General features: G+C 51.4%; 13 protein-coding genes. 9 read left to right on the top strand and 4 right to left on the bottom strand.

The genetic code is table 11. The annotated features are described in order from the left end of the window. The first annotated feature begins 3 nt into the window (after nt 1–3). The 9 genes from pheT (at nt 4) to selO (ending at nt 9225) form a co-directional block, all read left to right on the top strand. Nucleotides 4–2391: a phenylalanine--tRNA ligase subunit beta gene (gene pheT, locus BSPA111_RS13910; RefSeq protein ID WP_183271746.1), complete on the top strand. Its 2388-nt coding sequence runs from the start codon at nt 4–6 to the stop codon at nt 2389–2391. A 4-nt stretch (nt 2392–2395) separates the two neighbouring features. Then, complete coding sequence (gene ihfA / locus BSPA111_RS13905) at nt 2396–2695, top strand: integration host factor subunit alpha (RefSeq protein WP_001229265.1); 300 nt, start codon at nt 2396–2398, stop codon at nt 2693–2695. A gap of 118 nt (nt 2696–2813) precedes the next feature. Next, the gene (gene btuC, locus BSPA111_RS13900; protein ID WP_183271745.1) at nt 2814–3794 is read left to right on the top strand and encodes a vitamin B12 ABC transporter permease BtuC; all 981 of its coding nucleotides are present in this window, start codon (nt 2814–2816) and stop codon (nt 3792–3794) included. Nucleotides 3795–3864: 70 nt separating this feature from the next. After that, entirely contained in the window at nt 3865–4416 is a 552-nt protein-coding gene (locus BSPA111_RS13895; protein WP_183271744.1) for a glutathione peroxidase, read from the top strand. Then, complete coding sequence (gene btuD, locus BSPA111_RS13890; protein ID WP_183271743.1) at nt 4416–5162, top strand: vitamin B12 ABC transporter ATP-binding protein BtuD; 747 nt, start codon at nt 4416–4418, stop codon at nt 5160–5162. The genes BSPA111_RS13895 and btuD overlap by 1 nt, the downstream gene beginning before the upstream one ends. An 80-nt stretch (nt 5163–5242) precedes the next feature. Next, nucleotides 5243–5704 (top strand): NlpC/P60 family protein, encoded by a 462-nt coding sequence (locus BSPA111_RS13885; RefSeq protein WP_183271742.1) that lies wholly within the window; start codon nt 5243–5245, stop codon nt 5702–5704. Nucleotides 5705–5841: 137 nt separating this feature from the next. Continuing rightward, complete coding sequence (locus BSPA111_RS13880) at nt 5842–6816, top strand: LacI family DNA-binding transcriptional regulator (RefSeq protein WP_183271741.1); 975 nt, start codon at nt 5842–5844, stop codon at nt 6814–6816. A gap of 167 nt (nt 6817–6983) precedes the next feature. Then, on the top strand, nt 6984–7715 hold the full coding sequence (locus BSPA111_RS13875; protein WP_183271740.1) for an EAL domain-containing protein: 732 nt from the start codon (nt 6984–6986) through the stop codon (nt 7713–7715). 64 nt (nt 7716–7779) lie between these two features. Next, on the top strand, nt 7780–9225 hold the full coding sequence (gene selO, locus BSPA111_RS13870; RefSeq protein ID WP_183271739.1) for a protein adenylyltransferase SelO: 1446 nt from the start codon (nt 7780–7782) through the stop codon (nt 9223–9225). 130 nt (nt 9226–9355) lie between these two features. Here selO and BSPA111_RS13865 read toward each other — a convergent pair whose 3' ends face one another. From BSPA111_RS13865 to BSPA111_RS13850, 4 genes are read right to left on the bottom strand one after another with little or no spacing between them, the layout of a single operon-like run. Further along, nucleotides 9356–10135: a heme ABC transporter ATP-binding protein gene (locus tag BSPA111_RS13865; RefSeq protein WP_183271738.1), complete on the bottom strand. Its 780-nt coding sequence runs from the start codon at nt 10133–10135 to the stop codon at nt 9356–9358. Then, nucleotides 10128–11090 carry an iron ABC transporter permease gene (locus BSPA111_RS13860; protein WP_183271978.1) on the bottom strand — a complete coding sequence of 321 codons (963 nt, stop codon included), beginning with the start codon at nt 11088–11090 and terminating at the stop codon, nt 10128–10130. Before BSPA111_RS13860 ends, BSPA111_RS13865 begins: the two co-directional genes overlap by 8 nt. A gap of 35 nt (nt 11091–11125) precedes the next feature. Beyond that, nucleotides 11126–11959 carry a hemin ABC transporter substrate-binding protein gene (locus BSPA111_RS13855; protein ID WP_183271737.1) on the bottom strand — a complete coding sequence of 278 codons (834 nt, stop codon included), beginning with the start codon at nt 11957–11959 and terminating at the stop codon, nt 11126–11128. Next, the gene (locus BSPA111_RS13850) at nt 11956–12987 is read right to left on the bottom strand and encodes a hemin-degrading factor (protein ID WP_183271736.1); all 1032 of its coding nucleotides are present in this window, start codon (nt 12985–12987) and stop codon (nt 11956–11958) included. The genes BSPA111_RS13855 and BSPA111_RS13850 overlap by 4 nt, the downstream gene beginning before the upstream one ends. Nucleotides 12988–12991: the final 4 nt, after the last annotated feature.

Raw genomic sequence — 12991 nt, 5'->3', positions numbered from 1 at the left:
CCAATGAAATTCAGTGAACTCTGGTTACGCGAATGGGTAAACCCAGCCAACAGCAGTGAAGAGCTTTCCAGCCAAATCACTATGGCGGGTCTTGAAGTTGACGGTGTTGATGCGGTTGCAGGCGAATTTAATGGTGTGGTTGTGGGTGAAGTGGTTGAGTGCGGCCAACACCCCAATGCCGACAAATTGCGTGTCACAAAAGTGAATGTCGGCGGCGAACGACTGTTAGACATCGTTTGTGGTGCGCCAAATTGCCGTCAGGGCCTGCGCGTTGCTGTTGCCACTGTCGGCGCTGTGCTGCCAGGTGATTTCAAAATCAAGGCTGCAAAACTGCGTGGCGAACCATCAGAAGGTATGCTGTGCTCCTTCTCTGAGCTGGGTATTTCCGACGATCACGACGGTATTATTGAGTTGCCACAGGATGCACCTATTGGCACCGACATCCGCGAATACCTGAAGCTTGATGACAATACTATTGAAATCAGCGTGACGCCAAACCGTGCTGACTGTTTAGGTATCATCGGTGTGGCTCGTGATGTTGCTGTAGTCAACAAGCTGCCATTACACGAGCCAGAAATGAGCTGCGTTGCTGCGACCATTACCGATACGCTGCCGATTCGTGTCGATGCGCCGGAAGCTTGCCCACGTTACCTGGGCCGTGTCGTTAAAGGCATCAACGTTAAAGCGCCAACACCACTGTGGATGAAAGAGAAACTGCGTCGTTGCGGTATTCGTTCTATTGATGCGGTTGTTGACGTAACTAACTACGTGCTGATGGAACTAGGCCAACCGATGCATGCGTTCGACTTGAACCGCATTGAAGGTGGTATCGTGGTGCGTATGGCAGAAGAGGGTGAAACCCTGACGCTGCTTGATGGCAATGAAGCGAAGTTGAACGCAGATACACTGGTTATTTCTGACCACACTAAAGCACTGGCAATGGGCGGTATCTTTGGTGGCGAGCATTCTGGTGTGAATGATGAAACCCAGAATGTACTGCTGGAATGCGCATTCTTCAGTCCTCTGTCTATCACTGGACGTGCCCGTCGTCATGGCTTGCATACCGACGCTTCCCATCGCTATGAGCGTGGCGTGGATTCTGCGCTGCAATTCAAAGCCATCGAACGTGCGACTCGCTTGCTGATTGATATCTGTGGCGGCGAAGCCGGCCCGGTTATCGATGTGACCAGCGAAGCACATTTACCAAAAGCTGCCACAATTACTCTGCGCCGTAGCAAGTTGGACCGCCTGATTGGCCATCACATTGAAGATGCACAGGTTGGCGACATCCTGCGTCGTTTGGGTTGTGAAGTGACTGAAGGTGACAACCAGTGGACGGCTGTCGCGCCAAGCTGGCGCTTCGATATGCAGATTGAAGAAGACTTGGTTGAAGAAGTGGCGCGCGTTTATGGCTACAACAGCATCCCTGACGAGCCTGTACAAGCGGGTCTTATCATGGGTAGCCATCGCGAAGCAGACCTTTCCCTCAAGCGCGTGAAAACCATGCTGGTTGATAAAGGCTATCAGGAAGTGATCACCTACAGCTTTGTTGATCCTAAGGTTCAACAGCTGCTACACCCTGGTGAAGAAAATCTGATTCTGCCAAGCCCAATTTCCAGCGAAATGTCAGCCATGCGTCTGTCCTTGCTGACAGGCCTGCTCAATACGGTGGTTTACAACCAAAACCGCCAGCAGAGCCGTGTGCGCATCTTTGAATCAGGCTTGCGCTTTGTTCCTGATACGCAGGCAGACCTGGGTATCCGTCAGGATCTTATGCTGGCTGGCGCTATCTGCGGTAATCGCTACGAAGAGCATTGGGATCTGGCGCGAAACACCGTCGACTTCTATGATTTGAAGGGCGATCTGGAAGCGGTTCTGGATCTTACAGGCAAGCTTTCTGACATTGAATTCAGAACAGCAAGCAACCCAGCGTTGCATCCAGGCCAAAGTGCTGCCATTTATTTACGTGGCGAATACATTGGTTTCATTGGCGTTGTGCACCCAGAGCTTGAGCGTAAGCTTTCTCTGAATGGCCGTACGCTGGTGTTCGAAGTGCTGTGGAACAAGCTTGCAGACCGCGCCGTGCCTGAGTCGAAAGAGATTTCTCGATTCCCGGCGAACCGTCGCGACATCGCTGTTGTGGTCGCCGAAAACGTCCCTGCAGCAGATATTTTGGTCGAATGTAAGAAAGTTGGCGCAAATCAGGTAGTTGGCGTAAACTTATTTGATGTGTACCGTGGCAAAGGTGTAGCCGAAGGTTATAAGAGCCTTGCCATAAGCCTTATCCTACAAGATACGGGCCGTACACTCGAAGAAGAGGAGATTGCCGCTACCGTTGCAAAATGTGTAGAGGCATTAAAAGAGCGATTCCAGGCATCATTGAGGGATTGAACGTATGGCGCTTACAAAAGCTGAAATGTCAGAATACCTGTTTGATAAGCTAGGGCTTAGCAAACGCGATGCTAAAGAGTTGGTAGAGCTGTTTTTCGAAGAGATCCGTCGCGCTCTGGAAAACGGCGAGCAGGTTAAACTATCAGGCTTTGGTAATTTTGACTTACGCGATAAAAACCAACGTCCCGGGCGTAACCCGAAGACCGGTGAAGATATTCCTATTACGGCACGCCGTGTAGTGACCTTCCGACCTGGTCAGAAGTTGAAAAGTAGGGTTGAAAACGCGTCGCCAAAAGACGAGTAACCTGAATAAACCAAAAAGGCCGCAATTTGCGGCCTTTTTCTTTTCTTCTTGTCCTGTACGGAAAATCCCCCGTAAAATCAAATTTATGAATTGTTACTAAACGGATTTCATCAACCAGATGCACACTTTTGTTGCGCGACAGTACCGCCTCGAACGTCGTTGGCTGCTGGCATTGTTTGCCACAATGTTGGGAATGGCTGTGCTGAGTTTGTGCGCCGGAGACCTTTGGTTTTCCCCACAACATTGGTTGCGTGAAGATGCGCAGCTGTTTATCTGGCATATTCGAATGCCTCGCACATTAGCCGTTCTGTTGGTCGGAGCGGCACTCGCGATATCTGGCACAATTATGCAGGCGCTTTTTGAAAACCCACTGGCTGAACCTGGACTGCTTGGCGTCTCTAATGGCGCCGGGGTGGCACTCGTGGCGGCAGTACTGCTTGGGCAGGGCATGCTGCCGGGTTGGGCATTAGGTATTTGCGCAATTTTTGGAGCACTGGTCATCACGTTTATCTTGCTGCGTTTTTCAAAGCGTCACCTTTCTAACAGCCGCCTGCTGCTTGCAGGGGTAGCGCTGGGGATTATCTGTAGCGCTTTAATGACCTGGGCTATCTACTTCAGTACCAGCCTCGATTTGCGCCAGTTAATGTACTGGATGATGGGCGGCTTTGGGGGAGTGGACTGGCGGCAATGGTGGCTGATGGTCACTCTGTTGCCCGTCATGCTGTGGTTATGCCGCAATTATGCGCCATTGAATTTAATGGCTCTTGGTGAAATGTCGGCTCGCCAGTTAGGCTTACCAGTCTGGCTTTGGCGTAATATTCTGGTGATTGCGACAGGCTGGCTTGTGGGGGTGAGCGTTGCGCTGGCGGGAGCCATCGGTTTTATCGGTCTCGTCATCCCACATATGTTGCGGCTCAAAGGGTTAACCGATCACCGGATTTTGCTGCCCGCAAGTGCGTTGGCAGGTGCCACCGTGCTACTGGGCGCTGACATCATTGCGCGTTTGGCGCTGGCATCAGCTGAACTACCGATAGGTGTCGTGACGGCAACTTTAGGCGCTCCTGTATTTATCTGGCTATTATTAAAGGCTGGGAAATAATGAACCATTCTCTAAATACTTGATGCTGTATCTTCAAGTATTTAGGGTAAACGAATCAATCTGAGGGGTCGTGATGCAAAACATTCTAAACACTGAAGTAACCACCATTGACGGTGAAGCCACAACGCTCGAAAACTGGAAAGGAAAAGTGCTGCTGATGGTGAATGTTGCCTCTAAGTGCGGCCTGACAGTGCAATACGAACAATTAGAAAACCTGCAAAAAGAGCTCGAGCATGAAGGCTTCTCGGTACTGGGTTTCCCGTGTAATCAATTCCTCGGTCAGGAGCCTGGTAGCGAAGAAGAGATCAAAACCTTCTGTAGCACGACGTACGGCGTGACATTCCCACTGTTTAGCAAGTTGGACGTTAATGGCGAAAACCGTCACCCGCTGTACAAAAAACTGGTTGCCGCCGCCCCGACAGCCATAGCACCAGAAGGTAGCGGTTTTCTTGAGCGTATGAGCAGTAAAGGTCGCGCTCCCGCTCAAGCGGGCGATATCCTCTGGAACTTTGAAAAATTCCTTGTGGGTCGCGATGGCCAGGTGATTCAACGTTTTTCACCGGATATGACGCCTGATGATTCAACCATCGTTGAAGCGATTAAGTCGGCGTTGGTGAAGTAATGTCGTTGTTGCAGCTTAATGATGTTGCCGTGGCAGAGCGGCTTGGGCCAATTTCTGCCGCTGTCCATGCGGGCGAACTGGTGCATCTTGTTGGGCCAAATGGCGCGGGTAAAAGCACTCTGCTGACGCGTGCTGCGGGGCTTAGTTCAGGAGCCGGGCAAATTATGTTTGCCGGGAGTCATCTAAGTGACTGGCAGCCAACGCAACTGGCACACCACCGTGCCTTTCTCTCTCAGCAACAGATGCCACCATTTTCGATGCCCGTCTGGCATTATCTGCAACTGCATCAGTCGGTCAGCCCCGACGATTCCGTCATGCTAAAGCTTGTCGGCGACCTGGGGCTGGCGGATAAACTTACACGCAGTGTGAACCAACTTTCGGGTGGTGAATGGCAGCGCGTCCGGTTAGCCGCTGTCGTGCTACAGATTCATCCAGAAATCAATCCACAGGGTCGTCTGCTGTTATTGGACGAACCCATGAACAGCCTTGATGTCGCGCAGCAGACCGCGTTGGATAGAATCCTGATGGCACTGTGTGAGGCGGGTATCGCAGTGGTCATGAGCAGTCACGATTTAAACCACAGTTTGCGACATGCGCATACTGTCTGGTTATTGCGTTCAGGTAAAATGATTACGCAAGGAAATCGAGATGAAGTGCTGACACCGCAACATTTAGCGACAGCCTATAACATGCACTTCCGCAGATTGCAGATTGAAGGGCACAGTATGCTAATAGCCCCATTGTAGTTGATGGTAAAAACTTGCACCAAATCATGGGTAAGCGCTAAATTACTGGAAATTATAAACGGGTGAGGATTAGCCTGAAAATGCGTGTATGGATTCTTGTTGTGGCATGTCTGGTACTCGCAGGGTGTAGCCACCATGCGCCCCCACCAAACTCTCGGCTGTCAGACTCAATAACAGTTATTGCGAAGCTCAATGATCAACTCAGCGGTTGGCGCGGCACACCGTACCGCTATGGTGGTATGAGCCGTCGCGGTGTCGACTGCTCTGGCTTTGTTTCGATCACCTTCCGTGACCGCTTCGAGCTCCAACTGCCGCGTGAAACACGCCAGCAAGCGAAAATCGGTACTGAAATTGATAAAGACGATCTCCTGCCCGGCGATCTAGTTTTCTTTAAAACTGGCTCCGGGGAAAGTGGATTACACGTCGGTATTTACGATACAGATAATCAATTTATTCATGCCTCAACCAGTCGTGGTGTAATGCGCTCATCGCTGGATAATGTCTACTGGCGTAAAAAGTTTTGGCAAGCCCGTCGTATCTAACGCGATTAACTCCCGATCTTAGGGCCAATCACTGGCCCTAAACGTGACACTCTTCAGTAATTCCATGGTTAACCCAAGCCCGATTCATAATTTCAGGTAATATTTGGCAGCATTACGCTCTCTCGAAAGGACAGTTTATGGTTACTCTGGAAGATGTTGCCGCAAGTGCAGGTGTGTCCCGGGCGACCGTTTCACGCGTGGTCAATGGTGACAACAAAGTCAAAGCACAGACGCGGATCAAAGTGGAAGCTGCAATACTTGAGCTGGGTTATACGCCGAACCCGGCGGCACGAGCCTTAGCCTCCAGCCAAAGCAATACGCTCGGGCTTGTCACCACCTCCTATCGCGGCGGCTTTTTTGGTGCGCTTATGGACACCGTACAAAGCGAAACCGAGTTACAGGGGAAGCAGTTGTTGGTAACGCAGGGGCGCGACACCGCGGAGAAAGAACTCAACGCGATTAAACGCCTGTTCAGTTTGCGCTGCGATGGTCTGGTTTTACATGTGCGTGCCATCTCTGATGCCACATTGCATCAACTGGCCGATCAGAATCACACGTTCATTGTTTTAGACCGTGATGTTCCGGGTCTTGAAGATAGATGCGTTATATTCGATCACCGTGCGGCAAGTGCGCTTGCGACTCAAGTGTTTATTGATGCCGGGCATACCTCAATTGCCTGCTTGCATGGGCCGAGCGGACGCACCTCCAGCCTGCTACGCAAACAGGGATTTATGGATGCCATGTCTCAAGCAAATCTTAAACCCGCGGCGGTATTGGGCGGGGAGTACGACATGCCCTCAGGCTACCAACTTGCTTCTCAACTTCTTGAAAACATTACGCCAACGGCACTCTATTGCTGTAACGAAGAACTGGCAATTGGTGCGATGCTTGCTATCACCGAGCACGGCCTGCGAATACCCCAGGATATCTCGCTTATTTGCTATGACAGCGGTGAGCGAGCGCCATTTGTTCGCCCGGCGCTCACCAGTGTTCATTTCCCTATAACCGAAATGGCTCGTTATGCTATTCGGAAATTATTGGATAGCCATTGTGTGGAACAAACATTCTCTCCGGAGATAATCCACCGTGATTCCGTTCGTCAAATTCGCTAAAACTGGCGATATCGGGGTATCCAGGATAATATATTTATATTCAAAAAAGATTCTGATAAACATTCAGGGATGAACTTGCCTTTAATTACAACAAAATCAATCCAGTTAACGCTGGATGTTCATCGTGTCACGATGCCATCCACTCCATTTTCTAAACGGTTGGCAACATGATTCTCGAGCTTGATGCACAATATCGTTCAGACTTTTATTTTCAGCCTGTTTACTTACCTGACGGAGGAGTGTTAGGTGTTGAGTTAATAGTGAATTTTGTTGGAGTTGATGCACCGGTACGTATTCCAACGGAGTTAGTTGCGCAGGTTATTAAATCAGAACAACAATTAATATTATTCTCAGAACAATTAGAATTGCTCAATAACTATCAAGAATTCTTTAAGACTCAACGTGTCGTTGTTTGGGTGAATATAAGTGCGGTAATTGCCGACGCAATTTTGAACGATACTGACCTGGCTTCCCGCCTGGCGCAGCTTCCGTTCATTGAGTTTACCATCAGTGAGAACTTCCCTGAGTTAAATCGCGGTATTGAAAATGCATGTTTAATGGCAATGACCAGGCATTATCCATTAGCGCTGGCAAATTTTGGTGCGGGTATTGCGACCAGTAAACCGATCTTTGACGGAATATTTAAACGTGTATTTCTGGATAAAACATTTATTCATAAACAAATAAAACAGCGCTCATTTGAGCCATTTATGTTAGCCATGCTCGCACAACTTTCTCCGTTTTGCCAAACGCTGGCAATTACCGGAATTGATGATGAAGCGGCCCGCCAGAAAGTACTTTCATTCGCCGCTTTCGCCATGCAGGGAAATCTTTGGCCGGGAATTGCACCTGAAAAACTGGAAGAATGGTTTCACCCAGAATCACCGTTATTGAACTAATACCCCTGCCAACGTGCCGTGTTTAAATCTCCTCACAAGCACTACACTATCGGCAGGAGGCACCATGACCAATAAACCTGAATTTAACAATAGCTGGCACGACGAATTGCCCGGCTTTTATACGGCTCTAAAGCCCACGCCGCTGCATAATGCCCGGCTGTTTTATTATAACCGTCCTCTTGCCGATGAACTGGGGCTTGATGCCTCGTTGTTTGACGAATCTCATACCGGTATCTGGAGCGGTGAAACGCTGTTGCCGGGTATGCAGCCATTGGCACAGGTGTACAGCGGGCATCAGTTTGGTGTGTGGGCTGGTCAGCTTGGCGATGGGCGCGGCATTTTGCTCGGTGAACAACAGCTGGCAGATGGGCGTAAATTTGACTGGCACCTGAAAGGGGCGGGTTTAACGCCTTATTCGCGCATGGGTGATGGCCGCGCAGTGCTACGTTCCACAATACGCGAATTTCTTGCCAGTGAAGCGATGCATGGTCTGAACATTCCAACCACCCGAGCGCTGAGCATTGTGACCAGCGACACGCCAGTGCAACGAGAAACCACCGAGCAAGGTGCGATGTTGATCCGGGTGGCGCAAAGTCATGTGCGCTTTGGGCACTTCGAACATTTCTACTATCGCCGTGAACCCCAGAAAGTACAGCAACTGGCGGATTATGTGATAGCCCATCACTGGCCGCATCTTGTCGATGAGTCTGACAAATATCAGCTTTGGTTCCGTGATGTCATCGAGCGTACTGCGCAGATGATTGCGCACTGGCAAACGGTGGGGTTCGCGCATGGTGTGATGAATACCGATAATATGTCGATTCTTGGTTTAACGATGGATTACGGCCCGTACGGCTTCCTCGACGATTATCAGCCTGATTTTATCTGCAACCATTCCGATCATCAGGGGCGTTATGCCTTTGATAATCAGCCTGCTGTTGGGCTCTGGAACCTGCAGCGGTTGGCGCAAACACTGTCACCGTTTATTTCAGTTGAATGGCTCAATGAATTGCTCGATCACTATCAGTTTGCATTGATGAAATCCTTCGGGGAGTTGATGCGCGGTAAACTGGGGTTGTTGACGGAGCAAACGGCGGATAACGAAATCCTCACCGAATTGTTCGGACTGATGGCCAAAGAGGGCAGTGATTACACCCGTACATTCAGAATGTTAAGCCTGACTGAGCAAGGCTCAGCAAGCTCGCCACTGCGTGATGAATTCATTGACCGAGCCGGGTTTGATAGCTGGTTCACCCGTTATCGTGCTCGTTTGCAAACCGAGCAGATAAGCGATGAACAACGTCAGCAGGCGATGAAAGCGGCCAACCCGTCAGTGGTTTTGCGCAACTGGCTGGCTCAGCGTGCTATTGATGCCGCAGAACAGGGCGATGTGAGTGTTTTGGCGCAATTGCATGAAACGCTTAAGCAGCCGTTTGCCGAACATGATGGGGATGTGACGCAACGTCCGCCAGATTGGGGGAGGCGTTTAGAGGTAAGCTGCTCGAGTTAACCCGTCATACTTCAAGTTGCAGATGCGTTGGCTGCGTTTGTTCACCCCAGTCACTTACTTGTGTAAGCTCCTGGGGATTCACAAACTTGCCGCCTTCCTGCAACTCGAATTATTTTGGGTTAAGGTACTACTACTGCTTCAGCCAAACCTGTGGTACTGGGTGCTCCGGATGATGGAAAACCCGTAGATCGGCCTGATACCAGTGTTGCAACGTCGATTCATCCATCACCTGTTGCGGCGACCCTTGCGCCACCAGTCGCCCTTCGTGCAACAATACAATACGGTCTGCCCAAAGCGCCGCCAGGTTCAAATCGTGCAACACGACACACACCGAAAGTGTTCCCATCAGCGATAAACGACGAAGTAAACGCAGAAGATGTTGCTGATGATACAAATCCAGTGCGGAAGTGGGTTCATCTAAAAACAGCCAACCGTGCGGTTGCCCGTCGAACCACAGCTGTGCCAGCGCGCGGGCGAGCTGTACTCGCTGTTGTTCACCCCCTGAAAGCTGGCAAAAATCGCGCCCGGCAAGTGAATCGCATCCAGTCAGTGCCATAACCTCCCGCACGACCGTTTTTGTCTCTTTTTCTGGCCACGGTGCGCGTCCCATGGCAATGACATCCTCGACGGCCCAGCTAAATGCCATACCGCTGCGCTGACGCATGACCGCGCGTTTTCGGGATAACGCATCGTTAGACCATGAGTTTAGCGGACGCCCGGAAAGGCTAATCTCACCACTATCCGGCGGCTGAAAACCCGTGAGCACGCGTAGTAGTGTGGATTTTCCAGCACCGTTTGGGCCAATCAGCGCGACAACTTCACCCGTCGCAAGCGTCAGATTAATGTCATCCAGTAACGTCCGTGCACCAGGACGCAAAGTGACATTGCGCGTCTGCAAAAAATCAGCCATCAGTTTCCCTCTTTTGGCGGAATATCAGGGCTAAGAACCACGGGCCGCCGAGCAAACTGGTCAGCAAACCCACCGGCATTTCTGCGGGCGCAACCAACGTGCGTGCGAGCGTATCAGCAACCAGAAGCAACATAGCTCCAGCAAGAATTGAGCCCGGAATAAGCCAGCGGTGATCGGCCCCGAGCCACATTCGCACCAGGTGCGGAACTACCAGGCCAACAAAACCAATCACACCGCTCACGGCAACCGCGGCTGCCACTAACAGCGCACTTAAAATCAATAACTGACGCTGGGTTGTTTTAACGTCCACGCCCAGGTAATGCGCTTCTTCGTCGCCAAGCTGCAACAAATTAAGGCGTTTGGACAGAAACGCGATAACCAGTGAAGCAGGGATAACGAACGAGGCGGTGGCGAGCAAGGTTGACCATTGCGCTTGCCCAAGGCTGCCCATGCCCCAAAGTGAAAGCTGGCGCAATTGAGCATCATTACTGATCCATGACAAGACGCCGACCGCCGCACCGCACAGGGCATTAATGGCAATGCCCACCAACAGTAGGCGAGAAAGACTATTGTTGCCCTGACGACTCAGGAAGAAAATCACCAGCGTGACGGCAAGACTGCCCAGAAACGCCGCCAACATCGGAACATACAATGCCAGCACAACCGGAAGTGCCAGCGGTAGAACCACTGAAAATCCTACCGCCAGTGCAGCCCCGCTGCTGATGCCGAGCAAGCCCGGATCGGCAAGCGGATTGCGAAACAGCCCCTGCATCACGCAGCCTGAAAGTGCCAGTGCGCCGCCAACCAGCGTTGCAAGCAACACGCGAGGAAGGCGAATATTGAGCCAGATATGGCGCAGCGCTTCATCCTGCGCTTGCCACAGCACTGCGATGGAAAGACGCATGGCACCTAAATTGGCCGCAACCAAAGACAGAGCCAATAGCGCCAGCAACATGATTAACAGGGCGCGTTGAGGCAGGGGACGGTGTATCAAGGCAATTGCTCCGCTTTTTTACGTAATGCAAGGATGGCATCCGGAGTTTGCAAACCAAAACCCAGCAGCGCCATGTCGTCGACGATCAACAACTGGTGGCCTTTTCCGGCAGGTGTCTGAGTCAGACCTGGCAGTTTCCAGACATTATCTTCACCCCCTAACGTTTTCACGCCATCGGCGGTGATCAGCACCAACTGCGGTTGACTGGCAATCACACCTTCCTGGGACATAGGCTGATAACGTTTGAATCCTTGCATCGCATTTTGCAAACCCGCAGCATGAATAGCAGCATCTGCTGCCGTTTCTTGCCCCGCTGCCATCGCGGTCATGCCACCATGGCTCATGATGAACAGGACTTTTATAGGTAACGGTTTTTCAGGAATCGACGCCAGCTTGTTATGCACTTGTTGGCGTAAAGCCTCGCCCTGCGTCGTTTTACCCATAGCCTGAGCAACCGCATCAATCTTCTCATTGATGCCTTCCAGCGAATTATTCGCCGGAATAGTCACCACTTTGACATGGCTACTGGCGACTTGCTCAAGTGCCAGCGATGGCTTGGCCTGAGCGCTCGCCAGCACAAGCGTTGGGCGCATCGCCAGGATCCCTTCGGCATTAAGCTGACGCATGTAACCCACATCCGGAAGTTTTGTCGCCGCCTCCGGATGCAGACTGGTGCTGTCACGAGCGACCAACTGGTCGCTCGCGCCTAATGCAAAGGCGATTTCAGTGACGTCACCTCCAATTGCCACCACTCGTTGATCTTTGGCGGCGGCAATCCCAGGCAAGGCAAATGCAGTTAAGGCAAAAAGGGCAAATAACCGGCGTTTCATGCAGCGATGCCTTTGCTTACCAGTGCTTCAAGCTGAGTGCGCCACTGTTGTTGCTCCGGTTCACCTTCGGTACGTTGGCCGTAAAGCTGCGCGATTTGTGTACCGTCAGCGGCAAACAACTCAAGGCTGGTCACGAAGCCATCACCACTTGGTTTGCGCGTCACCCAGCTTTCCGCAATGGTATCGGCCATTAAGTGCAGCGTGAATTGCGGGTTGAAGATGTTAATCCAGTTATCCATCGGCACGACTTTTTCAACGACACCGGTGAAAATCTGCACGCAACCCTGGTTGCCAACAAACACCATGATTTCGTTTTTGTCTTGCTTTGCAAGCGCCAGCAGTTGCGCCAGCGCGTCGTTATCCACCTGGCAGGCGAGATCGTCAGCAACCAGACGGAAAGCTTGTTGACGTGTGAGCTGGTGGCGTTTGAGTAGCCCAAAGAACTGGTGCACATCACGGATAGCGCGCCACTCTTCTTCAACCTGACGGCCATCAACCGCAGGTGCCATCACGTTTTCAAGCGCAGCTTGCAGCTCAAGCGCGGGGTTATCGGCATAGATAAACTTTGCCAGCATATCGCCCCAGGCGGCGAAATCGGTGTTATCAGTGGTGTAAACCTTCAACAGCGCATCACCCTGATGGTCAAAGAATTGCACGCTCTGGCGTTCACCGCGGGCGGTTTCTTCACGGACGTGGAACGCGAAAGCCCATTGGTTCAGGAACAGACGCAAATCCAGTGCGCGTGGGTTCAGAACCAGGCCTGCGTGGCCGTGCAGTTGCTGGTTTTCAAAACGACCAACATGTTCATGTACCGCATATTCATTGCGGCAAATGGATTTGATTTCGTCCACGCTTTCAAGAGAGGCCAGAATGTCGCGGACCTCGCCTTTTAAGCGCCAAGCATCATGTCCTACACGGGCATGAGTCAATTCAGCTTCGCTAATGTTCATCAGTTTTGCGATGTCGCGAGCATACTTTTTTGGGTGTTCTTGCTTGAGCTGTAACCAGTTTTCATAACGCTGAGTCATTTCG

Source organism: Buttiauxella sp. A111, assembly GCF_014189855.1.
GTDB lineage: Bacteria > Pseudomonadota > Gammaproteobacteria > Enterobacterales > Enterobacteriaceae > Buttiauxella > Buttiauxella selenatireducens.
This window is presented reverse-complemented; position numbering and strand designations above follow the sequence as displayed.

Bases quoted from the DNA above. Each gene is read 5' to 3' on its own strand.
- pheT (WP_183271746.1), top strand. From the start codon at position 4: ATGAAATTCAGTGAACTCTGGTTACGCGAATGGGTAAACCCAGCCAAC.
- ihfA (WP_001229265.1), top strand. From the start codon at position 2,396: ATGGCGCTTACAAAAGCTGAAATGTCAGAATACCTGTTTGATAAGCTA.
- btuC (WP_183271745.1), top strand. From the start codon at position 2,814: ATGCACACTTTTGTTGCGCGACAGTACCGCCTCGAACGTCGTTGGCTG.
- btuD (WP_183271743.1), top strand. From the start codon at position 4,416: ATGTCGTTGTTGCAGCTTAATGATGTTGCCGTGGCAGAGCGGCTTGGG.
- BSPA111_RS13885 (WP_183271742.1), top strand. From the start codon at position 5,243: ATGCGTGTATGGATTCTTGTTGTGGCATGTCTGGTACTCGCAGGGTGT.
- BSPA111_RS13880 (WP_183271741.1), top strand. From the start codon at position 5,842: ATGGTTACTCTGGAAGATGTTGCCGCAAGTGCAGGTGTGTCCCGGGCG.
- BSPA111_RS13875 (WP_183271740.1), top strand. From the start codon at position 6,984: ATGATTCTCGAGCTTGATGCACAATATCGTTCAGACTTTTATTTTCAG.
- selO (WP_183271739.1), top strand. From the start codon at position 7,780: ATGACCAATAAACCTGAATTTAACAATAGCTGGCACGACGAATTGCCC.
- BSPA111_RS13865 (WP_183271738.1), bottom strand. From the start codon at position 10,135: ATGGCTGATTTTTTGCAGACGCGCAATGTCACTTTGCGTCCTGGTGCA.
- BSPA111_RS13860 (WP_183271978.1), bottom strand. From the start codon at position 11,090: ATGTTGCTGGCGCTATTGGCTCTGTCTTTGGTTGCGGCCAATTTAGGT.
- BSPA111_RS13855 (WP_183271737.1), bottom strand. From the start codon at position 11,959: ATGAAACGCCGGTTATTTGCCCTTTTTGCCTTAACTGCATTTGCCTTG.
- BSPA111_RS13850 (WP_183271736.1), bottom strand. From the start codon at position 12,987: ATGACTCAGCGTTATGAAAACTGGTTACAGCTCAAGCAAGAACACCCA.